24 protein-coding genes are annotated in these 26,683 nt (G+C 56.0%); 12 read left to right on the top strand and 12 right to left on the bottom strand.

Annotated elements, in window-relative coordinates:
• The first annotated feature begins 1 nt into the window (after window position 1).
• Both AC4IC4_RS12485 and AC4IC4_RS12480 read left to right on the top strand, forming a co-directional pair.
• On the top strand, window positions 2-424 hold the full coding sequence (locus tag AC4IC4_RS12485) for a GFA family protein (protein ID WP_032647497.1): 423 nt from the start codon (window positions 2-4) through the stop codon (window positions 422-424).
• 68 nt (window positions 425-492) lie between these two features.
• Window positions 493-570, top strand: coding sequence for a hypothetical protein (locus AC4IC4_RS12480; protein ID WP_223239581.1), 78 nt, complete (start codon window positions 493-495; stop codon window positions 568-570).
• Between the two features lie 61 nt (window positions 571-631).
• Here the strand turns inward: AC4IC4_RS12480 and AC4IC4_RS12475 are convergent, their stop codons facing one another.
• The 3 genes from AC4IC4_RS12475 to nifJ form a co-directional block, all read right to left on the bottom strand.
• Complete coding sequence (locus AC4IC4_RS12475; protein ID WP_269142042.1) at window positions 632-757, bottom strand: hypothetical protein; 126 nt, start codon at window positions 755-757, stop codon at window positions 632-634.
• A 146-nt stretch (window positions 758-903) separates the two neighbouring features.
• The gene (gene ompC, locus AC4IC4_RS12470; protein WP_032647495.1) at window positions 904-2,013 is read right to left on the bottom strand and encodes a porin OmpC; all 1,110 of its coding nucleotides are present in this window, start codon (window positions 2,011-2,013) and stop codon (window positions 904-906) included.
• Between the two features lie 388 nt (window positions 2,014-2,401).
• Window positions 2,402-5,926, bottom strand: a complete 3,525-nt coding sequence (gene nifJ, locus AC4IC4_RS12465; protein WP_491471237.1) for a pyruvate:ferredoxin (flavodoxin) oxidoreductase — start codon at window positions 5,924-5,926, stop codon at window positions 2,402-2,404.
• Window positions 5,927-6,197: 271 nt separating this feature from the next.
• Between nifJ and AC4IC4_RS12460 the strand changes: the two genes are divergently transcribed.
• Window positions 6,198-6,464 carry a putative hemolysin gene (locus AC4IC4_RS12460; protein ID WP_024907232.1) on the top strand — a complete coding sequence of 89 codons (267 nt, stop codon included), beginning with the start codon at window positions 6,198-6,200 and terminating at the stop codon, window positions 6,462-6,464.
• Here the strand turns inward: AC4IC4_RS12460 and hslJ are convergent, their stop codons facing one another.
• The 6 genes from hslJ to AC4IC4_RS12430 form a co-directional block, all read right to left on the bottom strand.
• Entirely contained in the window at window positions 6,465-6,902 is a 438-nt protein-coding gene (gene hslJ / locus AC4IC4_RS12455) for a heat shock protein HslJ (protein ID WP_024907233.1), read from the bottom strand.
• Between the two features lie 128 nt (window positions 6,903-7,030).
• On the bottom strand, window positions 7,031-7,159 hold the full coding sequence (locus tag AC4IC4_RS12450) for a DUF2474 domain-containing protein (RefSeq protein WP_008501283.1): 129 nt from the start codon (window positions 7,157-7,159) through the stop codon (window positions 7,031-7,033).
• A complete protein-coding gene (cydB, locus tag AC4IC4_RS12445; protein WP_491471236.1) occupies window positions 7,159-8,169 on the bottom strand; it encodes a cytochrome d ubiquinol oxidase subunit II in 1,011 nt (336 codons plus the stop codon). The genes AC4IC4_RS12450 and cydB overlap by 1 nt, the downstream gene beginning before the upstream one ends.
• Window positions 8,169-9,569, bottom strand: coding sequence for a cytochrome ubiquinol oxidase subunit I (locus AC4IC4_RS12440; RefSeq protein ID WP_267216377.1), 1,401 nt, complete (start codon window positions 9,567-9,569; stop codon window positions 8,169-8,171). Before AC4IC4_RS12440 ends, cydB begins: the two co-directional genes overlap by 1 nt.
• A 383-nt stretch (window positions 9,570-9,952) precedes the next feature.
• Complete coding sequence (locus tag AC4IC4_RS12435; protein WP_491471235.1) at window positions 9,953-10,432, bottom strand: DUF2778 domain-containing protein; 480 nt, start codon at window positions 10,430-10,432, stop codon at window positions 9,953-9,955.
• Window positions 10,429-10,911, bottom strand: coding sequence for an Hcp family type VI secretion system effector (locus tag AC4IC4_RS12430; RefSeq protein WP_491471234.1), 483 nt, complete (start codon window positions 10,909-10,911; stop codon window positions 10,429-10,431). Before AC4IC4_RS12430 ends, AC4IC4_RS12435 begins: the two co-directional genes overlap by 4 nt.
• 425 nt (window positions 10,912-11,336) lie before the next feature.
• Between AC4IC4_RS12430 and ymcF the strand changes: the two genes are divergently transcribed.
• From ymcF to AC4IC4_RS12385, 9 genes are all read left to right on the top strand, one after another.
• Window positions 11,337-11,525, top strand: a complete 189-nt coding sequence (ymcF, locus tag AC4IC4_RS12425) for a cold shock small protein YmcF (RefSeq protein WP_032645155.1) — start codon at window positions 11,337-11,339, stop codon at window positions 11,523-11,525.
• Window positions 11,526-11,607: 82 nt separating this feature from the next.
• Window positions 11,608-13,017, top strand: coding sequence for an aminotransferase-like domain-containing protein (locus tag AC4IC4_RS12420; RefSeq protein WP_090416750.1), 1,410 nt, complete (start codon window positions 11,608-11,610; stop codon window positions 13,015-13,017).
• Window positions 13,018-13,288: 271 nt separating this feature from the next.
• Window positions 13,289-14,434 (top strand): putative ABC transporter substrate-binding protein YdcS, encoded by a 1,146-nt coding sequence (ydcS, locus tag AC4IC4_RS12415; RefSeq protein ID WP_024907240.1) that lies wholly within the window; start codon window positions 13,289-13,291, stop codon window positions 14,432-14,434.
• A 17-nt stretch (window positions 14,435-14,451) separates the two neighbouring features.
• Window positions 14,452-15,465: an ABC transporter ATP-binding protein gene (locus AC4IC4_RS12410; protein WP_491471233.1), complete on the top strand. Its 1,014-nt coding sequence runs from the start codon at window positions 14,452-14,454 to the stop codon at window positions 15,463-15,465.
• A 1-nt stretch (window position 15,466) separates the two neighbouring features.
• The gene (locus AC4IC4_RS12405; protein ID WP_491471232.1) at window positions 15,467-16,411 is read left to right on the top strand and encodes an ABC transporter permease; all 945 of its coding nucleotides are present in this window, start codon (window positions 15,467-15,469) and stop codon (window positions 16,409-16,411) included.
• Window positions 16,401-17,207: an ABC transporter permease gene (locus AC4IC4_RS12400; protein WP_491471231.1), complete on the top strand. Its 807-nt coding sequence runs from the start codon at window positions 16,401-16,403 to the stop codon at window positions 17,205-17,207. Before AC4IC4_RS12405 ends, AC4IC4_RS12400 begins: the two co-directional genes overlap by 11 nt.
• A 24-nt stretch (window positions 17,208-17,231) precedes the next feature.
• A complete protein-coding gene (patD, locus tag AC4IC4_RS12395; protein WP_032647482.1) occupies window positions 17,232-18,656 on the top strand; it encodes an aminobutyraldehyde dehydrogenase in 1,425 nt (474 codons plus the stop codon).
• Window positions 18,657-18,839: 183 nt separating this feature from the next.
• Window positions 18,840-19,013 (top strand): GhoT/OrtT family toxin, encoded by a 174-nt coding sequence (locus AC4IC4_RS12390; RefSeq protein ID WP_048991982.1) that lies wholly within the window; start codon window positions 18,840-18,842, stop codon window positions 19,011-19,013.
• An 85-nt stretch (window positions 19,014-19,098) separates the two neighbouring features.
• The gene (locus tag AC4IC4_RS12385; protein WP_491471230.1) at window positions 19,099-19,854 is read left to right on the top strand and encodes an alpha/beta fold hydrolase; all 756 of its coding nucleotides are present in this window, start codon (window positions 19,099-19,101) and stop codon (window positions 19,852-19,854) included.
• A gap of 71 nt (window positions 19,855-19,925) precedes the next feature.
• On the opposite strand, the gene AC4IC4_RS12380 is transcribed toward AC4IC4_RS12385, so the two are convergent.
• The 3 genes from AC4IC4_RS12380 to AC4IC4_RS12370 are packed head-to-tail and all read right to left on the bottom strand — an operon-like array spanning window position 19,926 to window position 26,432.
• On the bottom strand, window positions 19,926-22,103 hold the full coding sequence (locus AC4IC4_RS12380; protein WP_491471229.1) for a virulence factor SrfC family protein: 2,178 nt from the start codon (window positions 22,101-22,103) through the stop codon (window positions 19,926-19,928).
• Window positions 22,100-25,081 carry a virulence factor SrfB gene (locus tag AC4IC4_RS12375; RefSeq protein WP_491471228.1) on the bottom strand — a complete coding sequence of 994 codons (2,982 nt, stop codon included), beginning with the start codon at window positions 25,079-25,081 and terminating at the stop codon, window positions 22,100-22,102. The genes AC4IC4_RS12380 and AC4IC4_RS12375 overlap by 4 nt, the downstream gene beginning before the upstream one ends.
• Before the next feature lie 4 nt (window positions 25,082-25,085).
• Window positions 25,086-26,432: an SrfA family protein gene (locus AC4IC4_RS12370; protein ID WP_491471227.1), complete on the bottom strand. Its 1,347-nt coding sequence runs from the start codon at window positions 26,430-26,432 to the stop codon at window positions 25,086-25,088.
• Window positions 26,433-26,683: the final 251 nt, after the last annotated feature.

The following is a 26,683-nucleotide window of genomic DNA, read 5'->3' as shown; positions in this document are numbered from 1 at the left end:
TATGGCTGAATGTCGTAATGCGCAGTGCCATTGCGGTGCGGTGGCCTTTACCGTTGCGCTCACGGATGGCCTGAATACCGCGCGGCGCTGCAGCTGTTCTTTTTGTCGCATGCGGGGTGCGGTCGTCGTCTCTGCGCCGCTGTCAGGGATTACCGTGACAAAAGGTGAGGATAAGCTCACGGAGTACCGTTTTAACACGGGAACGGCACGGCACTTCTTCTGCTCAGTGTGCGGGATCTACACGTTCCATCAGCGGCGTTCCAATCCAAACGAATACGGCGTGAATGTTGCCTGCTTTGAAAACGTCTCACCGTTCGATTTCTCTGAGGTGAAGGTAATGGATGGGGTAAACCATCCCTCGGATGGAGACAGCGGGGTGTTTGGCTATCTCTCTTTTCGCAAGAAAGGGACAGTTGAGGCGTAATTGCCGCCTGGCCATTCTTTAATCAGCCTGGCTATAGTGGAGAGTGGTTATCTGAAACAGGAGAGACTATGCTCTGTGTTGAAAAAGACGATCCGCGAGAGGCACCTGAATCAGGTGATAAAAAACCTCAACCGGTGAAAAAATAACGCGACCTGTGCGTTTATCCGCCACCGGCACTGCTGGTGGCTTTTTGTTTACGGAACACAGTTAACCGCCATCCAGATGGTTTAACAGTGCGCCGAGATGCCCGACAACATCAGCAAAATCGAAAATTAACGCCATCCACAGCACGGCTAAAAGGGTAAGAACGGCAAGGGATACACGACTAAACAACGCTGTTATCCTTAGTGACGAAAGGGCTATCACCTGAGTTTAACCAGCTTTCTTTCAACTTACCCTCAGCCAATCCCTTTCTGAAACTGTCTTTTGTGACGGACTTCAAAAAAATCGAGCCCGCATCATAATGCGGGCTCTGGCAATCAGAACTGGTAAACCAGACCTAACGCGACGACATCATCCGTGCCGATGCCGTTGTTTTTATAGAAGCTGTCATCTTCATCCAGCAGGTTAATTTTGTAATCCACGTAGGTGGACATGTTTTTATTGAAGTAGTAGGTCGCGCCTACGTCAGCGTATTTAACCAGATCCTGATCGCCCTGACCGTTGCCCAGATCCTTACCTTTAGACTGGAGGTATGAAAGGGTCGGACGCAGGCCGAAGTCGAACTGGTACTGCGCGGTCACTTCGAAGTTCTGGGTTTTGTTCGCCACGGCATCGGTGTTATCACCGTACGGCGTCATATTACGGGTTTCAGAATACATTGCCGCCAGGTAGATGTTATTGGCGTCATATTTCAGGCCCGCAGTCCATGCATCCGCTTTGTCGCCGCCCGCGGTGGTATTCATCACCTGCTCGTTGGTACGGTCAGAAGAGGTGTAGGCTGCACCTGCGGTAATGCCCATGCCGAAGTCATAGGTAGTTGAGATACCGAAGCCGTCGCCGTTTTCGTGACGCGTGTCGCGACCATTGTTGGTGCCTTCCTGATTGTTGCTGGCATCTTCATTTTTGCCCTGATACTGCAGCGCAAAGTTCAGACCCTGCACCAGACCATAGAAGTCGGTGTTACGGTAGGTGGCCACGCCGTTGGCACGGCCGGTCATGAAGTTGTCGGCTTTGGTGTAGGAGTCACCGCCGAACTCAGGCAGCATATCGGTCCAGCCTTCCACGTCGTACAGCACGCCATAGTTACGACCGTAATCGAAGGAACCGTAGTCGCCCACCTTCACACCAGCGAAGGCCAGACGCGTCCAGGACTGGTTATCAGACCCTTCGGTGTTATTGGCCTGAATGTTGTATTCCCACTGTGCGTAGCCGGTCATCATGTCGTTGATCTGGGTTTCGCCTTTGAAGCCCAGACGCATATAGGTTTGATCCCCGTCAGCGCCTTTATCATCGGAGAAATAGTGCAGACCATCTACTTTTCCGTACAGATCTAATTTGTTGCCGTCTTTATTATAAATCTCTGCTGCATGAGTTGCGCCAGCCATTAACAGAGCCGGAATCATCAGGGCCAGTACTTTTCTTTGCATTGTGATATTCCTTTGCAGTTGTTTTTATTTAATTACCTGTTGAACTTCCCGAGTGAGAAAGTTGTCTCATGCTAAATCACTCCTGTGTAAGAGTAATAAATTATAATTGTTACGAACTAAGTAAAATCTAAACCGAATAAATCAATGGTAATAGTCATCTGTTTGATGAATGTTTTAATGCAAAACATAATAAATTAAAATTATTAATCAGGCGTTAATTAAGCTATTCTTGGCGGTGTTATATGCCTTTAAGATTATTTATCCATAATTCGCGTGAATAATATTTAGGAAACTAAATAGATATTTATTGATTATCTGGATTCGCCCGGTGTGAATACACCGGGTTTTTTTATGGCAAAAAAAAGCCCGGACACGCCGGGCTGAGAAACTAGTCGCTGGTCGATTTTTCGGCTTTACCCGCCAGCTGCGCCAGGAAATCATAACGTTTTTGCAGATCGGCCGCGGCGTCTTTCCAGAGCTGTTCGGCCACTTCCGGCTGCTGCGCGTTAAGGCGACGGAAGCGTTGTTCCTGCATCAACGTCTCGGCCAGGGCATCTGACGGCGGACGTGAATCCAGCGCCAGCGGTAACTTACCCTCGTCCGCACGGCGCGGGTCGAACCGGTACAGCGGCCAGAAGCCGGTCGCGGTCAGCTGACGCATCTGGTCGTGGCTGAGTGCCAGATCGTAGCCGTGTTCTTCACACGGGCTGTAGGCAATGATCAGCGACGGGCCAGGATACGCTTCCGCTTCCTGGATGGCTTTTACCGTCTGGTTAAGCTGGGCACCCAGCGAGATTTGCGCGACGTAAACGTGACCGTACATCATCATGCTCACACCGAGATCTTTGCGCGCCTTGCGTTTACCGTGTTCACCGAATTTCGTCACAGCGCCTAACGGTGTGGCTTTCGACGCCTGGCCACCGGTATTGGAATAACACTGTGTATCCAGAACCAGGATATTGACGTTTTCAGTCAGGCTCAACACGTGATCCAGCCCGCCAAAGCCGATATCGTAAGCCCAGCCGTCACCACCAATCAGCCAGATCGATTTTTCGACCAGGGCGTCAGCGTCGGTCAGCAGCTGCTCAGCGCCCGCCACGCCCTGAAGCGCGCGACGCAGCTCAGCAACCTGCTCACGCCGTTCTTCAGGCGTCGCGTCCGCATGAAGCGCGTCATTAAGCTCAGCAGGGATCTGCCCGGCAAACTGCTCCAGCAGGCGCATCACGCGTGCGCGGTGCTGGTCAACGGTCAGGCGGAAGCCCAGACCGAATTCGGCGTTGTCCTCGAACAGCGAGTTTGCCCACGCCGGACCGCGACCGTTGGCGTCAGTGGTGTACGGTGTGGAGGGCAGGTTACCGCCATAGATAGACGAACAGCCGGTAGCGTTGGCAATCAGCATGCGGTCACCGTACAGCTGGGTAAGCAACTTGATATACGGCGTCTCACCACAGCCGGAACAGGCGCCGGAATACTCAAACAGCGGCGTAATCAGCTGTGACGTACGAATATCAATGCGTTCCAGTTTGCTACGATCGATTTCCGGCAGATTCAGGAAGAAGTCATAATTGACCTTCTCCTCTTCAACGTGCTCCAGACGCGACATCATATTGATGGCTTTGATCTCCGGATCCTGCCTGTCTTTCGCCGGACAGACCTCGACGCAGAGGTTACAGCCGGTGCAGTCTTCCGGCGCGACCTGCAGAACATATTTCTGTCCGCGCATATCGCGGGATTTCACATCCAGCGAATGCAGGCTGGCTGGTGCAGTTTCCATCTCTTCCGGTGCAACCACCTTGGCACGAATGGCAGAGTGCGGGCAGGCCGCCACGCAGTGGTTGCACTGGGTACACAGCTCTTCCTTCCAGATGGGGATCGCTTCGGCGATGTTTCGTTTTTCCCAGCGGGTGGTGCCCATCGGCCAGGTGCCATCTGGCGGCAGCGCAGAGACGGGCAGGGCATCACCCAGCCCGGCCAGCATCGCCGCCGTCACGGTCTTCACGAAATCAGGCGCCGCATCGGACACGACCGGAGGGCGGTTCGGACTTGCGGCATTGACCGGCTGCAGCGGGACTTCGAACAGCGACTCGCGCGCCAGCGCCAGCGCCTGCCAGTTACGTTCGACCAGCTCCTGGCCCTTGCTACTATAGCTTTTAGCAATCGCACCCTGCAGTTCTACCAGCGCGCTGTCGCCCGGGAGGATATTGGTCAGATGGAAGAAGGCCATCTGCATTACGGTATTAATACGTGCAGCAAGGCCACATTCGCGGGCAATTTTTGCGGCGTTAACCACATAGAAACGGGCTTTTTTCTGGTTCAGCACCGCCTGCACTTCCTGCGGCAGGCGCGCCCAGACTTCGTCCGCGCTGTATGGCGTATTCAGGAGGAAAATACCGCCGGGCTTCAGGCGCTCGGCCATCTGGTATTTATCGATAAACTGCAGCTGGTGACAGCCAACAAAATCAGCCTGAGAAATAAGATACGCAGAGCGGATGGGGTGTTCGCTCACGCGCAGGTGGGAAACGGTCAAACCGCCGGCTTTCTTGGAGTCATAGACGAAGTACCCCTGGGCGTACCACGGCGTGGAGTTGCCGATGATTTTGATGTTGTTTTTGGTTGCGGAGACGCTGCCGTCGCTGCCCAGACCATAGAACAGCGCCTCAAGTTTGGCGGTTGAGGGCAGGGTGTTTTCCGGCAACGACAGGGACAGATTCGTCACATCATCATAAATGCCGACGGTAAAGCGCGGCTTGGGCTTCGCTTCGCTGAGCTCGTTGAATACCGCCAGCACGCAGTCCGGACCAAACTCCTTGGACGATAACCCATAGCGACCCCCGATCACGCGCGGCAGCGTTTCACGTTCGCCGTGATTAAAGGCCTCGGCCAGAGCAGTCATCACATCCAGATACAGCGGTTCCGCCTGGGCGCCCGGCTCCTTGGTGCGATCGAGCACCGCAACGGTACGCGCGGTCTCCGGCAGCGCAGAGAGCAGATGTTTCGCCGAGAACGGACGATAGAGACGTACTTTAAGCACGCCCACTTTTTCGCCGCGCGTCAGCAGCTCATCAACAACTTCCTCGCAGGTGCCAATGGCCGAGCCCATCAACACAATGACCCGTTCCGCCTGCGGATGGCCGTAGTACTCAAAGGGTTTGTATTCCCGGCCGGTCGCGGCGGCAAAGTCATTCATCGCCTGTTCAACATGGTCGTAAACCGCGTTGTACCACGGGTTCGTGGCCTCGCGGGACTGGAAATAGGTATCGGGGTTCGCCGATGTGCCGCGAATAACCGGGTGTTCAGGGTTAAGGGCCCGGGCGCGATGCGCGTCGATGTCCGTCTGCGGAAGCAGATTCAGGATAGTATCGTCGGCCAGCGGGACGATTTTGTTGATTTCGTGAGAGGTGCGGAAACCATCAAAGAAGTGAATAAACGGCACGCGGCTTTTGAGCGTGGCAATATGCGAAATTAAGGCAAAGTCCTGCGCTTCCTGAACGCTGCTGGCGCACAGCATCGCGCAGCCGGTCTGGCGTACGGCCATCACGTCAGAGTGATCGCCAAAGATAGAGAGTGCGTGGGTGGCAACGGTACGCGCCGCGACGTGCAGAACGAAGGGGGTCAGTTGCCCGGCGAGTTTGTACAGTGTTGGGATCATTAACAACAATCCCTGAGAAGAGGTAAACGACGTGGAAAGCGCGCCGGTCTGAAGCGCGCCGTGCACCGTGGCAATCGCACCGGCTTCCGACTGCATTTCAACCACTCGCGGGACATCGCCCCAGACGTTTTTTAACCCGTTACCCGCCCAGGCGTCCGCCTGCTCAGCCATGGTAGAACTTGGCGTAATTGGGTAGATGGCGATAACTTCACTGGTGCGAAACGCGACTGAGGCAACTGCACCATTACCGTCAATAGTTTGCATAGGACAACACCCTTACATTGCACAAAAAATAGGGGTCTGTATTACGGCAACAAACCCTGAATATTATCTGTGTATTCTAGCAAATGGGTGATTTTACGATTTTCGCTTTTGTGTCCTCGGTATTCTCGCCATCAATGAGTAGATCAAACTTTTGGCGAAAAAATTGCGAGAAATTGTTTCTGAAGCGCATAAATACGCACTTTCGCTCTCGACGACACGGGATGCGATGCCTATTATGCATAGGTTTCGCTTTATTCATGGGGGAGAGAGCATGCGCTCAGCATTTTGGTTAGGGTGTGCCGCATTATTGTTGTCGGCATGTAGCAGTGAGCCCGTTCAGCAGGCAACGGCAGCCCACGTGGCGCCGGGAATGAAAGCGGCGATGTCCAGCTCGGGTCAGGCCAACTGCGCAATGATTGGCGGTTCGCTGTCGGTTGCCCGTCAGCTGGATGGTTCTGCGATTGGGATGTGCGCCTTGCCAAATGGCAAACGCTGTAGCGAACAGTCGCTTGCCGTTGGTAGCTGCGGTAACTACTGATTATTCTGCACGCTTAAACATCAGCGTTTTATCGGCCGTGGCCAGCGTTAACTGGTCTTCAGTCAGGTCGACCTGCGCCCCTTTGCGCAGCATGTCGCCGATGGCCTGATCCAGCTCATTCAGCTGTGGTTCAGTACATAGCTTGCGCGTCATGGCCAGCGTTTTAACCTTAAGCTCGCCTTCGGACAATTTCCCCTGTCCGTTGAAGCGGTTACACATCTGGCCAGAAATGCTGATGTTATTAACCAGGCTGATATCTGGCAGCGCGCTAAAACCGATCTCAGGTTGCGTTGTCGCACTCTTCACTGCCTTACCGTTTACATTTTCCAGCACAAAGCGGTGGTTCTGAAGTTGCTCCGGCTGAACGGAGGCTTTACCCGGATTAACGCAGCCGGTAAGGACAAGACTAATAACGCTTAACGCAATGAGCTTTTTCATTTTTCTTCTCAAACTATAAATACTGTGAATCTTTTTCCAGTGTAACGATACTCTGCCGTGCGTTAATGGGGTTTATCTGAAAGTGCGGGGGGAGGTACCGAGCAACGCAGCGGTTGCCCGGGATGACGTTAATGCGATTTAAACCCTGCCGCCGTCATCAGCATACGGAAGAGCATACTGACCGCAGCCAGCGCCAGTACGCTGCCGCCCCAGATAATGGCCAGCCACAGCAATCTTTTCCAGACCGGTTGTTGCATCAGTGATAACCCTCCCCATGCTGAACTTTGCCGCGAAACACGTAGTAGCTCCAGAAGGTGTAGACCAGAATAACGGGAATGATCAACAGCGCGCCGACCAGCATAAAGCCCTGGCTTTGCGTCGGTGCGGCCGCCTGCCACAGGGTGATCGTCGGTGGAATGATATGGGGCCAGATGCTGATCCCCAGCCCGCTAAAGCCGAGGAAGATCAGCCCCAGCGTCAGAATAAACGGACGGCTATGGCTGTCGGGATTATTCAGGCAGCGCCACTGGTACAGACTAAACATCACGACCAGCGCCGGGACGGGCAGCAGATAAAACAGATTCGGCAGCGTAAACCAGCGCGCAGCGATGGCCGGTTGCGCCAGCGGCGTCCAGAGGCTGATCGCCGCAATAAACGCCAGCAGCACGATTAACAGCGTTTTCGACACCTCACGCATCCGCTGCTGCAATGCGTTTTCGCTTTTCATCACCAGCCAGGTAGAGCCTAACAGTGCATAGGCTACCACCAGCCCCGCGCCGCAAAACAGGTTAAACGCGGTAAACCAGTCAAAGGGGCCGCCGGTATAGGCCCGACCGGTGACGGCAAAGCCGTTAATGACGGCGCCTACCGTCACGCCCTGGGTAAACGTCGCCAGAATTGAACCGCCTATAAACGCCTTATCCCAGAAGGGACGGTGAGCCGGGGTGGCTTTAAAGCGAAACTCAAATGCCACCCCGCGGAAAATAAGTCCGATCAGCATTAACGTCAGCGGAATGGTCAGGGCATCAACGATCACTGCATAGGCCAGCGGAAACGCGCCGAACAGGGCGGCTCCGCCGAGCACCAGCCAGGTCTCATTTCCGTCCCAGACCGGCGCGACGCTGTTGACCATCACGTCGCGATCGTCGGCGTTTCGCGTTGCCGGGAACAGAATGCCGATCCCCAGATCAAAACCGTCCATGACGATATACATCAGCGTGGCAAAGACGATGATGACAAACCAGATAATGGAAAGATCGATACCCATTATGGTTGCTCCTTGTGTTCAGTTGTGACGGCAGAAAGCGGGCGCGCCGGACGTCCGTCGAACTCGGTGGCGAAAGATTCATGCGGCTGCGGGCCTTTTCGGATGAGGCGCACCATATAGCTGTAACCCACGCCAAATACCGAGGTATAGACGACGAAGAAGGCCAGCAGGCTCACGCTCATGTGCAGATCGCCATGGGCAGACACCGCATCCTTCGTTCGCTGGAGTCCGTAGACCACCCACGGCTGCCGGCCCACTTCGGTGGTGATCCACCCGGCCAGAATAGCAATCAGCCCGGATGGTCCCATCAACAGCGCAAACCACAGGAAAGGTCGGGAAGAATAAACGCGCTTTTTATAGCGCAGCCAGAGAGCCGTCACCCCAAGCAGCAGCATCAGCATGCCCAGACCCGCCATAATGCGGAACGACCAGAAGACGATGGTGGAGTTCGGGCGGTCTTCCTTTGGAAACTCTTTCAGCGCCGGTACCTGTTTATCCAGGCTGTGTGTCAGAATAAGGCTGCCGAGCGCGGGGATCTCCAGCCCAAAGCGGGTGCGCTCCTGCTCCATATCCGGCCAGCCAAACAGCAGCAGCGGGGTCGGCTCACCCGGCGGATTTTCCCAGTGGCCTTCAATGGCGGCAATCTTGGCGGGCTGGTGCTTTAAGGTGTTCAATCCGTGCATATCGCCAACCATGGCCTGGATGGGGGCGACAATCAGCGTCATCCACAGCGCCATCGAAAACATTGCCCGGATGGCAGGGGTATTATTGCCGCGCAGCAGATGCCATGCCGCCGATGCGCCCACAAACAGGGCGCTGCTCAGGAACGCGGCTATCGACATATGCAGCAGGCGGTATGGGAAAGAGGGGTTAAACACCACGGCGAACCAGTCTACCGGTACCACCTGTCCGTTGACGATCTCATAGCCCTGCGGGGTCTGCATCCAGCTGTTCGATGAGAGGATCCAGAAGGTGGAGATGATGGTTCCCAGCGCCACCATGCAGGTGGCGAAAAAGTGCAGTCCCGGCCCGACTTTGTTCCAGCCGAACAGCATTACGCCGAGGAAACCGGCTTCGAGGAAGAAGGCGGTAAGCACTTCATAAGTCAGCAGCGGGCCGGTAATACTACCCGCAAACTGCGAAAAGCCGCTCCAGTTGGTGCCAAACTGGTAGGCCATCACCAGCCCGGAGACCACGCCCATGCCAAAGTTGACGGCAAAAATCTTCGACCAGAAATGGTACAGCGAGCGCCAGACCGGATTTTTTGTTTTCAGCCACAGCCCTTCGAGTACGGCAAGGTAGCTTGCGAGACCAATGGTGATGGCCGGGAAAATAATGTGAAAGGATACGGTAAAGGCAAACTGTATCCGTGCAAGGTGAAAAGCATCCAAACCAAACATGCAAAACTCCGCGATGTAATTATGTCGATGCCATTCTAAGCCGCGCCAGCTCTGGGTTGCAGAAACAGACCTGTGTTATTTATCTATAACAGTTCTCTTGCCTGTCTGTGTGGTTGCTCGTGTTGGGCGGCAATTTTTCCGCCCAGGAGAGGTTCATTTTCGTAACGCCCAGAGAAAAATCAACATGGCATTGAGCAAAAATGAAAAGATGAAAAGCAATAGTGTATAGCTTTCACTCCATTCAAGTTCAGTTACAAAACCAAACTGTCTGGTGAAGAGATGATAAAGTAATACATCAGGCATGAAGTAACATACAAGGGAGTAAATAACAAACAACATCAATGTTTCAATAATCCAGGTCAGGACATGCTTTTTTGCATTCATCAATATACCTGTATTGTTCCAAGTGCATCTAAGCCAGCAGCAACTTTAAACGTGCCTGATGCGAGTAGACCATGCATCAGTATTCTGTAATGGGAGTGATTTGGTAACGTAATACATCCATTACTAATTCCAGACTGTCCCGCAGGGTGTAACCGGAAAGACCCGCGCTCAACATTATTGATAAAAGTTCTGTCGTCAATGTGAGTATCGTGGCGGTAAAGAGCAAACCAAAAGTCACGGTTTGAACCGCTTTCCAACCCTTTGATTGCGTCATGCCAGTGAGTACCAAACCCGCCTCGTGGTCGTGTCACGATATAATAGAGTCCTGGGGGTAAGGGGCCCACCTCAGCAGTAGCAACGGCATCAGGATTATTTCTGTTATTCCCCGAGTTTCCAGAATACGCGGGGAAAAAGCCTAAGCCAGGACAGCTCAAAGTGGAAAGCTGATAGCCATTCAAATGAAAAGTACACCGAATCATCTGTCTTTCCACTCGTCAGAAAAAATAATATTACCGTCACAGTGCTTCCAGGTTATTTTTTCGTAACGCAGGGCGATACTTTCCAGATGGTTATGTTTCTCTGTTGCCGGGTTTTTAACGTCGTGCATGAGTGGACATATAGATACCACCTTGACATTCTCTAGCTGCATATTGAAGTATTCAACCTCCTGCCCGGAATCGTTGATTTTATACCACTTAAATTCCGCACTTTTCAGCGTCTGACCTTTTGCAACGGCTTTGTAAAGATAGGGGCTAGAACTGTCGAATTCCTTCTCAAAAACGAGGGCTGAATGAATACGAGTACCAGTTATTTTTCCTGTCATGTTATCTGTCGGTAGATGCAGTCCGTGACCGAATCCCAACACCTCAATACTTCCTTCCCGCTCTTGTACATCAACAGCGCCTTTGATATCTGCGCCGCCATCATCTTTCAGCCAAAGGTATGCTGGAATGGCCATCTCAAACTCCTTTTTTCATTAACAATTCGTGTTTTAACGAATGTTAATACTCCCTGTGTGTTAAGGTTATTAGGCAAAAAGTGTCATGCAGAATATTTATATTTCATTGATTTATAAGTGTTTTCTTTGTTATTGACTTAATATATAGTTAGTGCCAGCTTTTAGTGTTTCTGAATAAAAACGGTATTTTTATGAATTTTACGCATAAAACTGCTTGCTTTGTCGTCAGCGCCGTGCGTTAATGGTCTTCTGGTTTTGAGTCCAAATAAATATCTGACGTAGTTTTTAAAGCAGTTCTCATCACGTTGTGCCTCTCCGCAGCCTCTCTTGGGTCTTTATCTACATTCCGATTCGTTTTGTTTAAAACCATTAATGCCCAATCGGCCCATTAGTAATTTACGTTTTAACGTTTACAGGAGAATCCTATGACTTCTTATATCCATTTTCGCTGCCCATGCTGTCATGGCTCGCAGTACCGTACCTCAGCCTTTGACGTGTCTGAGAAAAACCCGTTTGGCGCGAAATGCATCTTTTGCAAATCGCCGATGATCACGCTCGACCACCTGGCCGCCGCGCATTCCGCTCAGAGCCACGTGACCGAATACCGTAAGTAATTCATCTTCCAGACTATAACAGTTAGCTAAATCTTCTCTTTTTCTCCTGCTGATATACACTGTCGGTCATAAGGAGAATCTGATGAAAAAATACCAGCGTCTGGCGCAACAAATTATCTCGCAGATTGAGCTTGGCGTATGGCTGCCGGGCGATAAACTGCCTTCCCTGCGAGAGCAGGTGGCAAGCAGCGGCATGAGTTTTATGACCGTTGGCCACGCGTATCAGATGCTGGAAAGTCAGGGGCGCATTGTCGCCAGACCGCAGTCGGGCTATTACGTTGCCTCGCGCCCGACCGCACACCAGCCTGCGCCACCCGCTCAGGTGATGCGTGACGAAGCGGTGGATATCAATACCTACATCTTCGACGTCTTACAGGCCAGCCGCGACCCCTCCGTTGTTCCCTTTGCTTCCGCGTTTCCCGATCCCCGGCTTTTCCCGCTTCAGCAGCTCAACCGCTCGCTGGCGAACGTCAGTAAAACCGCGACGGCGATGAGCGTGATTGAGAACCTGCCGCCGGGTAACGTCGATCTCCGCCACGCCATTGCCCGTCGTTACGCGCAGCAGGGGATGAACATCTCCCCGGAAGAGATCGTGATCACCGCAGGCGCCCTCGAGGCGCTCAATCTCAGCCTGCAGGCGGTGACCGAACCTGGCGACTGGGTGATCGTCGAAAACCCCTGTTTCTACGGCGCGCTGCAGGCGCTGGAACGCCTGAAGCTTAAGGCGTTGTCGATTGCGACAGACGTCCGCGAGGGGATTGACCTGAATGCCCTTGAACAGGCGCTGAATGAGTACCCGGTTAAAGCCTGCTGGATCATGACTAACAGCCAAAACCCGCTTGGCTTCACGCTGAGCGCGGAGAAAAAAGCGCAGCTTGTGGCGCTGTTAACGCAGCACAATGTCCCCCTGATTGAAGACGATGTTTACAGCGAGCTCTATTTTGGCCGCGATAAGCCGCTCCCGGCGAAAGCATGGGATCGTCAGGACATGACGCTGCACTGCTCGTCCTTTTCAAAATGTCTGGTGGCCGGTTTTCGCATCGGCTGGGTGGCGGCTGGTAAACACGCGCGGCGCATTCAGCAACTGCAGCTGATGAGCACGCTCTCAACCAGTTCTCCCATGCAGCTGGCGCTGGTGGATTACCTGGCGACCAAACGCTACGACGCTCACCTGCGCCGCCTGCGGCGTACGCTGGCCGAGCGAAAGCAGCAGGCCTGGCAGTCACTTTTGCGCCATATGCCTGCCGGCGTCAAAATCCACCATAACGACAGCGGCTACTTTTTATGGCTGGAGCTTCCGGCGCAGCTGGATGCGGGGCTGCTGAGCGAAAAGGCCTTAACGCATCACATCAGCATTGCCCCCGGAAAGATGTTTTCCACCTCTGACGCGTGGACGCCATTCTTTCGTTTTAATACCTCCTGGGCCTGGGGAGAGCGGGAAGAGCAGGCGGTCATTCAGTTAGGGAAATTAATTAGCACGATGCTGGAATAATCCTTTCTCCGTTATTTAAATAATCAATTCTTATCCTGATGACGGCACTGCGAATATTTCGCGGTGACCTGTCATAGGAAATCTGCATACCGTCTCTCGCGCCTAACTCCTTGTCTATAATCCAGTTAACGGGGAATGCGCCCTCGGTCACACCTTGATGAAATTTCCTGAAGCCGTACGGTGCGGCGCATTTGCGCGGTCTACGTTTAATAAGGGAGATATTTTTACGGCACGGCTGCCGCTAAATTTCATTGCGACAGGAGTAACTCTTATGAGCAAAAATTTTGCCCGCAGCAGCCTGTGTGCGCTCGGCATGACTATCATGACAGCGCAAGCCGCAGAACCCCCCAAGGCCATTGGCGACGGGGAAGGTCGACTGGATATTATCGCCTGGCCGGGATACATCGAGCGGGGACAGACGGATAAAAACTACGACTGGGTCACCCAGTTTGAAAAAGAGACCGGGTGTGCGGTCAACGTCAAAACGGCAGCCACATCGGATGAAATGGTCAGCCTGATGGCGAAAGGGGGATACGATCTGGTCACCGCCTCGGGTGACGCCTCCCTGCGACTGATCATGGGCAAACGCGTCCAGCCGATTAACCCCGACCTCATCCCCAACTGGAAAACCCTCGACGAACGGATTGTGAAAGGGGAATGGTTTAACGTCGGGGGCAAGGTCTACGGCACGCCGTACCAGTGGGGGCCAAACCTGCTGATGTACAACACCAAAACCTTCCCGACGCCGCCGGACAGCTGGAGCGTGGTCTTTACTAAACAGGATCTGCCGGACGGTAAAACCAATCAGGGACGCGTACAGGCGTATGACGGCCCGATTTATATCGCCGATGCGGCGCTGTTCGTCAAAGCCACGCAGCCGCAGCTGGGTATCAAAGACCCGTACCAGCTCACCGAAGCACAGTATGCCGCCGTGCTTAAGGTGCTTCGCGACCAGCATGCCCTGATCCACCGCTACTGGCACGACACCACCGTCCAGATGAGCGACTTCAAAAACGAAGGCGTCGTGGCCTCCAGCGCCTGGCCGTATCAGGCGAATGCTCTGAAGGCCGAGAACCAGCCCATTGCCACCGTCTTCCCGAAAGAGGGGGTAACCGGCTGGGCGGACACCACCATGCTCCACGCGCAGGCTAAACACCCGATGTGCGCCTACAAATGGATGAACTGGTCGCTGACGCCGAAAGTGCAGGGCGATCTGGCAGCATGGTTTGGTTCCCTGCCCGTGGTTCCGGAAGGGTGTAAAGCCAGCACGCTGCTGGGCGATAAAGGCTGCGAAACAAACGGTTATAACGAGTTCGACAAAATCATGTTCTGGAAAACCCCCATCGCAGAAGGCGGCAAATTTGTGCCTTACAGCCGCTGGACGCAGGATTACATCGCCATCATGGGCGGTCGTTAATTGCCCGGGAGCAGAACATGACGTACGCGGTCGAGTTTAACAATGTTTCCCGCCTGTACGGCGACGTCCGGGCGGTGGATGGGGTCACCATTGCGATTCGTGACGGAGAGTTTTTCTCCATGCTGGGGCCTTCGGGCTCTGGCAAAACCACCTGCCTGCGCCTGATAGCGGGTTTTGAACAGCTGTCAGGCGGGACGATTTCTATCTTCGGCAAAGAGGCGAGCGAACTGCCTCCCTGGGAGCGGGATGTGAACACCGTGTTTCAGGACTACGCGCTGTTCCCGCATATGTCGATCCTCGACAACGTTGCCTACGGGCTGATGGTCAAAGGCATCGACAAGAAAAAACGCCATGCCCAGGCCCGTGAGGCCCTGGAAAAAGTGGGCCTGAGCTTTGCCGTTGCCCGCAAACCTTCGCAACTTTCCGGCGGCCAGCGTCAGCGTGTCGCCATTGCCCGCGCGCTGGTGAATGAACCGCGCGTCCTGCTACTGGATGAGCCTTTAGGGGCGCTCGATCTCAAGCTGCGGGAACAGATGCAGTTTGAGCTGAAGAAGCTTCAGCAGGAACTTGGTATCACCTTTATTTTTGTCACCCACGATCAGGGCGAGGCCCTTTCCATGTCAGATCGGGTGGCGGTGTTCAATAACGGGCGCATCGAGCAGGTGGATACCCCGCGCGATCTCTACATGCGTCCGCGCACGCCGTTTGTTGCCGGTTTTGTCGGCACCTCTAACGTCTTCGATGCGGGCCTTGCGCAGAAAATATGCGGCATGGAAGGCAGCTATTCCCTGCGCCCGGAACATATTCGCCTTAATGAGGGCGGAGACGTTCAGGTTCAGGGCGTCGTGCAGGCCGTTCAGTATCAGGGGGCGGCCACGCGTCTGGAGCTGAAGCTCGCCGATGGTGCCAAGCTGCTGGTGAGCCAGGCTAATCTCAGTGAAACCTCTCCGCTGAGCGGCATTGCGCCGGGGCAGGCTGTCATGGCGTCATGGTCACGCGAGGCGATGATTCGCCTGCGCGAGGAGAGGTGAAATGGATATGAGTGTCGCGCATCCTCCCGCCTCGCGCGGTCGCGTAAGCCGCATGACCGCACTGTTCTGGCGCAAGCCGTCGCTCGGCCTGTTCCTGCTTCTGCTCGCGCCGCTGATGTGGTTTGGCATCGTCTATTTAGGATCGCTTCTGACGCTGCTGTGGCAGGGTTTTTACACCTTTGACGATTTCACCATGGCCGTCACGCCGGACCTGACCCTGGCGAACATTCTGGCGCTCTTTAACCCGGCAAACTACGACATCATCCTGCGCACGTTAACGATGGCGATTGCGGTGACCATTGCCAGCGCCATACTGGCATTCCCTATGGCGTGGTACATGGCGCGATACACCCGCGGCAAGTGGAAGGCCTTCTTCTATATCGCTGTGATGCTGCCTATGTGGGCGAGCTACATCGTCAAAGCCTATGCCTGGACGCTGCTGCTGGCGAAGGACGGGGTAGCGCAGTGGTTTCTTAGTCATATGGGGCTGGAGCCGATCCTGACCTCACTCCTTACGCTCCCGGCGATTGGCGGCAACACCTTGTCCACCTCCGGGCTGGGACGGTTTCTGGTCTTCGTCTATATCTGGCTGCCGTTTATGATCCTGCCGGTTCAGGCGGCGCTGGAACGCCTGCCGGCCTCGCTGCTGCAGGCCTCAGCCGACCTCGGCGCGCGTCCTCGCCAGACTTTTCGCTATGTCGTTCTGCCGCTGGCCATTCCGGGCATTGCGGCGGGCTCAATCTTCACTTTTTCTCTGACGCTGGGGGATTTCATCGTTCCGCAGCTGGTCGGCCCGCCGGGCTATTTCATTGGTAACATGGTCTACTCGCAGCAGGGCGCTATCGGCAATATGCCAATGGCCGCCGCGTTTACGCTGGTTCCCATCGTGCTGATTTCTCTTTATCTGGCGTTCGTGAAACGTCTGGGAGCATTCGATGCACTCTGAACGCGCACCGCTGTTCCTGAAAGTGGCAGCGTGGGGAGGCGTCATCTTCCTGCACTTCCCGCTGCTGATTATCGCGACCTACGCCTTCAACACCGAAGACGCTGCCTTCAGCTTTCCACCGCAGGGGCTGACGCTGAAGTGGTTTAGCGTGGCGGCGGGGCGCGGCGATATTATTGAATCCGTGACGTTGTCACTTCAAATTGCGGCGCTATCTACCGCAATTGCCCTTGTGCTTGGCACGCTTGCTGCAGCGGCGCTGTGGCGAAGCGATTTTTTTGGCAAGAATGCGATTTCGCTGTTGCTGCTGTTGCCGATTGCATTACCGGGGATCATCACCGGTCTGGCGCTGCTGACGGCCTTCAAAACGATCAACCTTGAGCCGGGGTTTTTCACCATCGTGGTCGGACACGCCACCTTTTGCGTGGTAGTGGTGTTTAACAACGTGATTGCCCGATTCAGACGCACCTCCTGGAGCCTGGTGGAAGCGTCGATGGATCTCGGGGCCGACGGATGGCAAACCTTCCGCTATGTGGTGCTGCCCAATCTGGGTTCCGCGCTGCTGGCCGGGGGAATGCTGGCATTCGCCCTGTCGTTTGACGAGATCATCGTCACGACGTTTACCGCGGGACACGAGCGCACGTTACCGCTGTGGTTGCTCAATCAGCTCGGGCGTCCACGCGACGTGCCGGTCACCAACGTCGTTGCTCTGCTGGTGATGCTGGTGACAACTCTCCCCATTCTGGGAGCCTGGTGGCTCACCCGCGACGGCGAGAACATCGCTGGTGGCGGGAAATAACTTCGATTTAAACAGGACAACGCTATGCAAAACCAACTGCTGATTAATGGTGAACTGATTACTGGCGAAGGGGAAAAGCAGCCGGTTTACAATCCCGCCACCGGAGAGGTGCTGCTGGACATCGCTGAAGCCTCTGCCGCGCAGGTCGATGCTGCCGTTCGGGCTGCCGATCGTGCCTTTATCGAGTGGGGGCAAACCACCCCGAAAGCCCGTGCAGAGTGCTTACTGAAACTGGCCGACGCCATCGAAGAACATGCCGACACTTTCGCGAAGCTGGAATCCCTCAACTGCGGCAAGCCGCTGCATTGCGCTCTGGGTGATGAAATTCCGGCGGTGGTGGACGTTTTCCGCTTCTTTGCCGGGGCCGCCCGCTGCCTGAACGGCCTGGCTGCGGGAGAATACCTCGAAGGACACACCTCGATGATTCGCCGTGACCCGGTGGGCGTGGTTGCCTCTATTGCACCATGGAACTATCCGCTGATGATGGCGGCGTGGAAGCTCGCGCCCGCGCTGGCGGCAGGAAACTGCGTGGTGATTAAGCCCTCAGAGATCACCCCGCTGACCGCGCTGAAGCTGGGAGAACTGGCAAAAGATATCTTCCCGGCAGGCGTTCTGAACGTGCTGTTTGGGCGGGGGAAAACGGTCGGCGATCCGCTGACCGGGCATGAAAAAGTCCGCATGGTTTCGCTGACCGGTTCGATTGCTACCGGGGAACATATCATCGGCCATACGGCGTCCTCCATTAAACGCACCCACATGGAGCTGGGCGGTAAAGCGCCGGTTATTGTCTTTGATGATGCCGACCTGGATGCGGTTGTCGAAGGGGTGCGGACGTTTGGTTTCTACAATGCCGGACAGGACTGTACGGCGGCCTGTCGTATTTATGCCCAGAAAGGCATTTATGCCGCACTGGTGGAAAAGCTGGGCGCAGCGGTCGCCAGCCTTAAAATGGGTGCACCGGAGGATGCCTCTACCGAACTGGGACCGCTCAGCTCGGCCGCCCATCTTTCTCGCGTCTGTCAGGCTGTCGATGATGCGAAAGCGCTCGGCCATATCCGCGTTGTCACCGGCGGCAGCAAAAAAGAGGGTGCAGGCTACTACTTCCAGCCAACCCTGCTGGCGGGGGCAAAACAGGACGACGCCATCGTTCAGCGCGAGGTGTTTGGCCCGGTGGTGAGCGTCACCGAGTTTGACGATGAGGCGCAGGTGCTAGCCTGGGCGAACGATTCGCAATACGGCCTGGCGTCATCGGTCTGGACGAAAGACGTGGGCCGCGCTCATCGCCTGAGCGCGCGCCTGCAGTACGGCTGCACCTGGGTGAATACCCATTTTATGCTGGTGAGCGAAATGCCGCACGGCGGCATGAAATTATCCGGCTACGGCAAAGATATGTCGGTCTACGGGCTTGAGGATTATACGGTCGTGCGGCATGTTATGATTAAACACTGAGCCCGTCATGCCTGGTCGCATTTGCGGCCAGGCGCTCTCCTTGTCCGCCACCCGTGTTACGTAAGATACTCAATTGTTATTAGCCATAGTTTTTAAGTGGTTATTCTGTAACGAAAAAACTTGATCTGTGTCAACATATGACGCATATTGCGTGCGGTTATTTTTTCGGCTCTGGTAAACAGAATGACGTTGTATCAAAAGATGTTGGTTTTTTACGCAATCATGGCTTCCGTCTGCGCATTAATTACCTGGTTCCTCTCCAAAGACCGCAAACGTATCCGCCTGCTCAGCGCTTTTCTGGTGGGGTCAACCTGGCCAATGAGCTTTCCCGTTGCGCTGCTGGTCTCGCTTTTCTGAAGCACGCTTCCAGTTTTAAAAATGAACATAGCATTCCTGATGTGATGACTGTATAAATACACAGTACATCATAAAAGGAGTGCTTATGAACAGTTTTTACTCGCAGCAGGCCGGTTGCACCGTGCGCTGGCACGACTTGCCCGGTACCGGCGATCCCGTGGTGTTCATTCACGGGCTGGGCTGCGCCTCTTCCTATGAATATCCCCGCGTCGTTTGTGACCCGCTGTTTGGCTCGCGCAGAGCGATTCTCATCGACTTGCCCGGCAGCGGCTACAGCGATAAGCCTCTGCACTACAGCTATAAAACCACTGACCAGGCCCACGTTGTCGCGGAACTGATTGACCATCTTGAGCTGGATGCCTTCTGGTTATACGGCCACAGCATGGGCGGCAGTATTGCTATCGAAACGGCGGGGCTGCTGGCAACGCGCGTTAAGGGACTGATGGTGTCAGAGCCCAATTTTCACGCGGGTGGGGGCATGTTCAGCCGGTCTATAGCAGCGCAAACCGAGCAACAGTTTCTGGAGCAAGGTTATGACGCCATGCTCAGCGCAGAAAAAACAGCGTGGGCAGGGTGCCTGCAGAGCAATGCCGCTTATGCCGTCTGGCGCGGTGCATCCAGCCTGGTGGCGGGCGTTGAACCGGAATGGGAAGCGCAGTTTCTGTCACTTACTTGCCCGGTGACGCTGATTTTCGGCGAGCTATCTCTGCCGGATGACGATGTGGAAAATCTAGAGCAGAAGGGTGTTGAGGTAAAAATTATCCCTGCGGCGGGGCATTCAATGTCGTGGGAAAACCCGTCTGCGCTGGCACAGACGTTAGCTGAGTGTATGACGGTGTGATCGTTGTGCAATTTATTATCGTTGCAAAATGTAGGCCGGGTAAGCGCAGCGCCACCCGGCAAGAAGGGCGGCTACTTTATTAAAGCCTGAAGTGCCTGACGTGCGTCAGGCTGAACATCATGCGGATGCTGGTAATCAATGTTCTCTATCGCGCGGCTATAGAGGGCGACCAGCCAGTCGTAAACGTACGCGGTGGCCGCATGCACAGGCTGTTCTCCCAGGCGCGTCAGACGAGGCTCGGCGCTACTGACCACTGGCGTGACGAAGATGGCCTGGCCCTTGCGGATGCGGCTTGCCGGACGTACCGCCACGGGCGTCTGGTCGTAACCCAGCCAGCCAATGAAATTACCCATCACGGCATGCAGTTGCGCAGCGCTACTTTTATCCGCTTCGACGATACGCTGAAGCTGTTGAGGCAGATCAAGCCGGTAGCTGGTGGTCACCAGCACATCCGCGATTTGCTGTAACACCGCAGGTTCCAGCCCAAGGCGGACGGCCGCGGCCTCATTGCGGCTCCACTGGCGCAGATGATTTATCCAGACTCTGTGCGCCAGCCGTGCTTTGTCTTTTGTCTGGAACAGGCCGTTGCTTTCCTGTGCATTCTCGGCAAACAGGTCAATGGTGTCCGTAAACAGCCCGTTCACCTGCTCCTCGCGAGGCTGCTGAACGGCGAGCAGCGTTTCAAAGGCCTTCAGCGGCGGCAGCAGGCCTTCAAGCAGTTCGCCGTGGCGGGCGGCGCTGCTTTGCAGCGTGCGCACCATGTTTTCGGCCTGAGCACGTCTTGTCCCCGGCTCCTCAACCAGCGGCGTCAGATAGCTTTGCATCAGCGATGAGAGCTCCTGTCGCAGCAGGCCTTTCAGCGTGCTGAGGCGCTTCTGTCGCTGCGCGGGCAGCGTGGCCTGAGACAACCACTCGATGACGCGCTGCATGCTGTGGCTGTCCAGGGCCTGCAGCGTGCCCCAGCGTAAGCCCGGCTTTCCGAGCAGATGCTGTACGGCTTCGTCGAGGTTCTGCCGGGTAGTAAAGCGGGCGTCATGCGGGGTGATCGCCCACACCAGACCTGGAAGGGCTGACTCTTCAGCAGGCTGCGTCTCCTTCACCCAGTTCATTAACACTTTTGCTTTTTTGGCCGTCTGTTCGTGCTGCGCCGTCGCGTTACAAATCACCAGTACATCAGGCTGAAGCTGTTGACGGTAATGCTCGAGCAGCCACTGGGATTTCGCCTGGCGTAGCGGGTCGGCACGGTTATCTTCAAAAACCGGAATATCAATAATATCGACGTTATCCAGCGCGCCGTTCTCAACCGGCAACACCAGCTCGCGGGTCAGGAAGGCCAGCACATCGACGGGGATACTGATGGCGTTAAGCATTTCACCCCCATTCAGCGGATGAAGCAGCGTCTCCTGCGCCTCCTGAAGATCTAACGTGCCGTCGTGCGTCAGGAACCCTTCACCCGGCAGCCCAAAGCTGTCCACCAGCAGGCTAAGCGGGGCAGCAAGTTCGCTGACATGGCTGGTCTGGTGCAGCACGTGGGCCAGTTTTAACCACTGCTGGGTCAACTCCTGCTGCTCGCCCCACAGCAGGGACCAGACGCTGGCCCGCGTGCTGAGATCGAGCGATGGTACCAGCTGGGCAAACTCATACCAGAGGGCATCATCAACTTGCTGTTTCGCGGCGGGTACGGTGCTTTGCCAGAAGCGGGCAATCGCTCCCACTTCCTGAGCGGTAATACCAGGCACGCCCTGCGGCTGGCGCAGCCCGCGCCATTTCTCCAGACGTGTCTCAATGACCGCCTTATCCACTGCGCGCATCTGCGGGTGCAGGGTCGTGCGGGCAATAAACAGCTGTACCAGCTCGGCCTCGGTGACCAGACGCAGACGCAGCGGGAACGCCTCATCAGCCACCTCCGGGGTTTCCCGGGTGAAGCGGACGGCCATGTTGGTCAGGGCATGTCCCGGATTGATATGCGAAAAATAGTCAAAGGTGCGCTGGCCTGGCGTTACGTTAAGGCGTACATTGCCGCTGCCGCACAGAGACAGCAGCAGGTGCGCTTTCGCGCTCTGTGAATGACCGTAAAGCCCAATGCTGCTCTGGCGAGTCATGGCGCGTTCAATGGCCTGCTCCCGCGCCTGCACCGCGTTGATGCGAGCAAGCAGGGCGTCAGCATCGTTATCCAGCACTGGGGCGTTCAGGCGCGTCTCATTAATCCACCCGATTAAGGCCTGAGTGGTGGTCGTGGTCGCTGTCATTTGAGGTATACGCTCCCGCTGTCGATCCAGTAGTGGCTGCCGCTGTGTCGGCGGTCGGCCAAAGTATTCAGTTTGAAGGTTAGTGCGTCAGGCGCAACCGGCGTGCCGTCCTGCAGCCAGGCATCGCTCAGCTCGAAGGCCTCCGGGCCTTCCTGCTTGCTGCCGCCGCAGAGTTTCAGCCGCACGTTCAGCACGCCGTCACCGGCAATGGCTTTGGCCAGTTCAGCCGAGTTAATGCTGAGCGTGTAGAGCGGCGTGGCAGGCCAGCGCGCATTCGCCAGTTGGCGGAAGCCGAGGGTGACGTTACCGCGCAGCGGGAAGTGCAGACGCGCGTCAAGCTTAGCGCCGGGCTTATCGAGATCGATATCCTGATACCAGACGTTTTCCTCGCGCAGGGTATTGACGGTGTTATCCAGCACGCCGAGATAGCGCACGGTGGAATACGCGCCAATGTCCGCGGCTTTAAAGTTGAAGCGCGGCAGACGCAGATCGAGCGCCAGGCTGCAGAGCATGGCACCCACCGCGGCGGTGGATTTCGGGTTGCCAATGCGCCCCTGCTGGCTGAACGGATACCACTCGTGCACCTGGTATTTATCCAGCCAGACGATGCGGTTGACCGGCACCGGCTGCAGGTGGCGAATGAGCGCCTGAACCCCAGGCAGGCAGCCGGGGCGTCCGGTGATCAGCAGAATATCGCAGCTGTAATGGGAAATCGCCTCACACACCGCGTGGAGCGGGGAGGCCAGCGTAAACTGCCCGGCCAGCATCGCATCCTGCATTTCGCGGAAGTTCACATGCAGCGGCACCGCGAACAGATCGAAAGCGTCTGAACCCGCAGGCAGGGCATGATCGATCGCCTGCTGGAGGTAATTCATCACGTTGCGGGTCGGCTTTTGCGGCAGGAGATCGCCAAAGGTGGCATGCAGACCGGCCAGCGGATCGTCAACGTCGCTGGATTCCCATCCGGCAAGAATGGCATGGCCAATTGGCATAAAGAGCTGCAGCGCCGTTTGCTGGCGCAGCACGGCCTGGGTATCAATGCGCCCGGAGTCACCGAACAGCGAGGCCATCAGCAGCGAGGCATCCGCGATACCGGATTTCTGCAGCTGCGTTTGCAGAGCGGGCAACACGTAGCGCTGAATCACGTCCAGAAGCGTATCGTCACCCGCGACCTTAAACCCTTCACGGAACAGCAGCTGCGGGGTGATTTTGACGTTATTGCCGGAACCGTCATCCAGCTGATAATGGGTGATCGCCATATCCGTTGTGCCACCGCCGATGTCGATGGACGCGACGCGCAGCGCGCGTCCCGGCTGGCTACCCGGCTCAGGCTCACGGTCCGGGCGGGCCAGGGAGGCGAAGAAGGCTTCGGTCTGACCGCCAAAGCGGGAGATGGCTTCGTTATACAGCCAGACCAGCTGACCGCAGCTGGCTTCATCCCACTCCATCTGGATTTCAGGTACCGGCACCACGCTTTTTTCCTGCTGTTTGCGGGTGACAAAATCCTCATCCTGCGGGTGCCAGCCCATCGCTTTCCAGACAATGGCGATGGCTTCAAACATGCGGCGACGGAAAATCTCGCGCTCCTGCTTTGGCATGGCCGAGGGCAGAGTCAGGATCAGGGTGCGCAACTGGCGCGGCGATGCCGGGAAGCCCAGACGCAAGCGCGTGGCGACGCTGTTGATCTGTCCCAGCGCCTGCGCCAGCAGCTCGCACAGCATGTGCGTCATCAGGGTGCTGCGGCTGTACTGCGGCGAGAAGACCGGCAAGCGCTCGTCCTGCGGCAGCGTGAAGAGCGGCTCGCCGTCATCGTTCATCAGGTTCATCAGCGGGAATGCGGTGGCAAGCGGTTCACGCTGGGTCTTGCTGTTCATCTGGCTAAAGCGCCAGTCCTGCACGACCGGCGTTTCATCCCACAGGTAGCGACGCGGGCTGGAGATACCGCTGTTGCCTTCGGTTCCCAGACGCTGCATCGCCAGCTTGCGGGCTTCATCACCGACGCGCACAATCGACGGCCAGACAAAGGCATCTTCGCGACCGCTTTCAACCGAGAAGTGCTGCTTGCCAAAACGCGCTTCCGAAAACTCGAGACGGCTGGTGAACAGCGGTTCGTTCAGGAACTGCGGCTCGCTGAGCGAGCGAACCTGCAGCTCGGCGGTCTGGCGCAGCCCATCGTTCGCATCGCCGTGGTCTTCAATAATGACGCCGCAGGTGTGGGTATTACCCACGTCGAGGATCAGGTCAACCGGAATGGCTGGCGTGCTGAGCGTATGGGTAACAAATTTCACTTCCGGCACGGTGAGCTGTTCACCGAGCATGGTCAGCACATTGAGCCAGTGGGCCTGATACTCAAAACTGCGCATCGCCTGCTGCAGGTCGCGTTCAGAGCGGTTCTCAACGCCGTCGGCATACTGGGTAAAGGCCTCGCGCAGCCAGCCGTCAATCCAGGTCTGATCGAGGAAACTTTCTACCTCGTTATCGCGCCAGGCCAGCGCGAAACGGGTCCCGTTCAGAATATCGTTTTCAACCGGGGACAGGGCGGACGTGGCATGTTCAGCAATCTGGCTGTCAAGGGCGAGCGTGACGCGGTGCGTATTGCCTGCCGTATCGGGCGTATCAAGCCTGCGCACCTGAACGCGTGCCCAGTTATCCGGCCCCTCAACAAAGGTTCGCGGTGGGTTAAAGCGCAGGAACGGAACCGGAAGCCAGACGCCGTCCAGCACCGTCAGAGACTGATGCAGCGGGATGGTGGTTTCCGGTTTGACCACTTCAGGCTGCCCGCCGTTCGTTCCCGGCAGGGTATAGCGACCGTTGACCAGGTCGAAATCGAGGCGCAACAGCGGGCCGTTCGCGGTTTTACGTACGAAGCGCCCGTTGCTGGCGGTGTCCTGCGGTGTCAGACCGAAATCAAGGAACTGCACGCCGCTGTTGGCAATAAGCGTGACGCTTTGTTTATAGTCGCAAAGATTAACCAGCATAGGATCAGGCACCTGCTTTCTTGAACGTCAGTGGGACGACGGTGTTGGCATCATAACGGGCGCGACATTCCGCGATATCGCTGGTGCCGGCTTTACAGGCAACCTCCGGCATCGGGTAGCGGGAACCGTCGGTGCAGCGGGCGGTACCGCGACTTTTAATCATCAGCTCGCCATTGCTGTGCAGCCCGGAGAAGACCTCCGCACGGCAGACCACGTTATCGCCATGAACAACCCGGGCGAAGCCTTTATTGTTCTGGATTTGATAGCGCATTGATGGCGGCTTGCCGGTGACCGGATCTTTCACGTCGAGAACCGCACGCCAGGTGCCGTTCAGGAAACGCGTCGATCCCGCTTTTACCTGATTCGCTTCCATCACCATGGCATCTTTCGGGATGGCGACAATCACCACCGGAGCGGCTGTTTGTGCAGGCGCCGGAACTGCTTCTTTTTCTTTGCTGGCCACGACCTCTGCCTGATGCAGCGGTAATTTCATCTCCAGTGGCTCAACCGCTTTGATCGGTTTTGGCGCAATCTCGACGGGCTCTGGTGCAGGCGCCGGAGCGGGCTCAGCGGAAGGCGACTGTTTTGGCCACAGCAGTGGGGCGGCAATGGCGGCGACGATCACGGCGGCAACCGGCAGCGTCCACAGTGGGACGCGGCGCTTTTTCGCGACAATCGCCGGGGGAGTTTCCTGAACGGCTTGCGCCACAACCGGGGCCGGTTCTGGCTCATACAGATCTTCCGGCGTAATGCGCACCACCGTGGAAGGGGCGATCAGCGGCTCGTCAGCCTGTTCAAAGGTCACCAGCGGTTCTGGCTCAGGTTCCGGTTCAGGATCTTCAATGACAACGAGAGCAGGCTCAGGGACCAGCGATTCACGCAGGCAGTCGAGGACGTCGTCGCGCGCATTCTCGTTCAGGTTTACAAACCCCCAGAAGCTGATGACCGGCTTCCCGTCTACCAGGAAGAGGAAGTTTTCACCCGGGAACTGAAACGCCTTCGACAGCAGAGAACCAAAAAGCTGCTGCGCGGTTTTGGGCGACTGCAGGCATTTCTTGCTTAACGACTCGACGCTGGCGAGCGTGTTTTCCAGATAGCGCAGGGCGCGATAGCGGTCATCTTCATCTGCCGCTTTCCAGCTGGTTACGCTCCCTTCAACCGGGGAATACCAGTCCACGCGGTCACCGCTGTCGTTGACCTGAGGAATTGCCAGACAGTTGACGATGGCCTGTTGTTTGCGCAACCGGAGCGCTTCCCGGATTTGTAACGCTGATTCGAAAACGGCTTGTCCGCCGCCGCCAACGGCCTGAAAGTCATCCAGATTACCGCTGCGTAAAAGAGTTTTTGCCACGATTTGATCCCATATACTTCTTCACACCGTTACTTTAACGAAACGAGGAAGCAAACAAACGGAGGAAGAGACGCTAAAAGCGCCGATTTCTTGCGGCATAGAAAGTGACGGTTGTGCTTGACGAATAATGGCCCTTAAGGCAAATCACCTTTTTGGACGCTGGCGGTTAAAACAGCAAAAAACGCGGCTTTAGAATAACCTGATAGTGTTTCGTTATTTGCCAGGTCAAAACGCCTGTGCTGTTATTACTG

The organism is Enterobacter sp. Taxon_2 (assembly GCF_058355295.1).
This window is presented reverse-complemented; position numbering and strand designations above follow the sequence as displayed.

Excerpts from the sequence above, each read along its gene's own strand:
- AC4IC4_RS12410 (WP_491471233.1), top strand. The coding sequence starts at position 14,452 with ATGACGTACGCGGTCGAGTTTAACAATGTTTCCCGCCTGTACGGCGAC.
- ydcS (WP_024907240.1), top strand. The coding sequence starts at position 13,289 with ATGAGCAAAAATTTTGCCCGCAGCAGCCTGTGTGCGCTCGGCATGACT.
- AC4IC4_RS12375 (WP_491471228.1), bottom strand. The coding sequence starts at position 25,081 with ATGCTGGTTAATCTTTGCGACTATAAACAAAGCGTCACGCTTATTGCC.
- AC4IC4_RS12485 (WP_032647497.1), top strand. The coding sequence starts at position 2 with ATGGCTGAATGTCGTAATGCGCAGTGCCATTGCGGTGCGGTGGCCTTT.
- AC4IC4_RS12460 (WP_024907232.1), top strand. The coding sequence starts at position 6,198 with ATGCGCTCAGCATTTTGGTTAGGGTGTGCCGCATTATTGTTGTCGGCA.
- cydB (WP_491471236.1), bottom strand. The coding sequence starts at position 8,169 with ATGGGTATCGATCTTTCCATTATCTGGTTTGTCATCATCGTCTTTGCC.
- ymcF (WP_032645155.1), top strand. The coding sequence starts at position 11,337 with ATGACTTCTTATATCCATTTTCGCTGCCCATGCTGTCATGGCTCGCAG.
- AC4IC4_RS12380 (WP_491471229.1), bottom strand. The coding sequence starts at position 22,103 with ATGACAGCGACCACGACCACCACTCAGGCCTTAATCGGGTGGATTAAT.
- AC4IC4_RS12440 (WP_267216377.1), bottom strand. The coding sequence starts at position 9,569 with ATGTTTGGTTTGGATGCTTTTCACCTTGCACGGATACAGTTTGCCTTT.
- AC4IC4_RS12390 (WP_048991982.1), top strand. The coding sequence starts at position 18,840 with ATGACGTTGTATCAAAAGATGTTGGTTTTTTACGCAATCATGGCTTCC.
- AC4IC4_RS12385 (WP_491471230.1), top strand. The coding sequence starts at position 19,099 with ATGAACAGTTTTTACTCGCAGCAGGCCGGTTGCACCGTGCGCTGGCAC.
- AC4IC4_RS12405 (WP_491471232.1), top strand. The coding sequence starts at position 15,467 with ATGGATATGAGTGTCGCGCATCCTCCCGCCTCGCGCGGTCGCGTAAGC.
- AC4IC4_RS12480 (WP_223239581.1), top strand. The coding sequence starts at position 493 with ATGCTCTGTGTTGAAAAAGACGATCCGCGAGAGGCACCTGAATCAGGT.
- AC4IC4_RS12435 (WP_491471235.1), bottom strand. The coding sequence starts at position 10,432 with ATGATTCGGTGTACTTTTCATTTGAATGGCTATCAGCTTTCCACTTTG.
- AC4IC4_RS12450 (WP_008501283.1), bottom strand. The coding sequence starts at position 7,159 with ATGCAACAACCGGTCTGGAAAAGATTGCTGTGGCTGGCCATTATCTGG.
- ompC (WP_032647495.1), bottom strand. The coding sequence starts at position 2,013 with ATGCAAAGAAAAGTACTGGCCCTGATGATTCCGGCTCTGTTAATGGCT.
- hslJ (WP_024907233.1), bottom strand. The coding sequence starts at position 6,902 with ATGAAAAAGCTCATTGCGTTAAGCGTTATTAGTCTTGTCCTTACCGGC.
- nifJ (WP_491471237.1), bottom strand. The coding sequence starts at position 5,926 with ATGCAAACTATTGACGGTAATGGTGCAGTTGCCTCAGTCGCGTTTCGC.
- patD (WP_032647482.1), top strand. The coding sequence starts at position 17,232 with ATGCAAAACCAACTGCTGATTAATGGTGAACTGATTACTGGCGAAGGG.
- AC4IC4_RS12420 (WP_090416750.1), top strand. The coding sequence starts at position 11,608 with ATGAAAAAATACCAGCGTCTGGCGCAACAAATTATCTCGCAGATTGAG.
- AC4IC4_RS12400 (WP_491471231.1), top strand. The coding sequence starts at position 16,401 with ATGCACTCTGAACGCGCACCGCTGTTCCTGAAAGTGGCAGCGTGGGGA.
- AC4IC4_RS12430 (WP_491471234.1), bottom strand. The coding sequence starts at position 10,911 with ATGGCCATTCCAGCATACCTTTGGCTGAAAGATGATGGCGGCGCAGAT.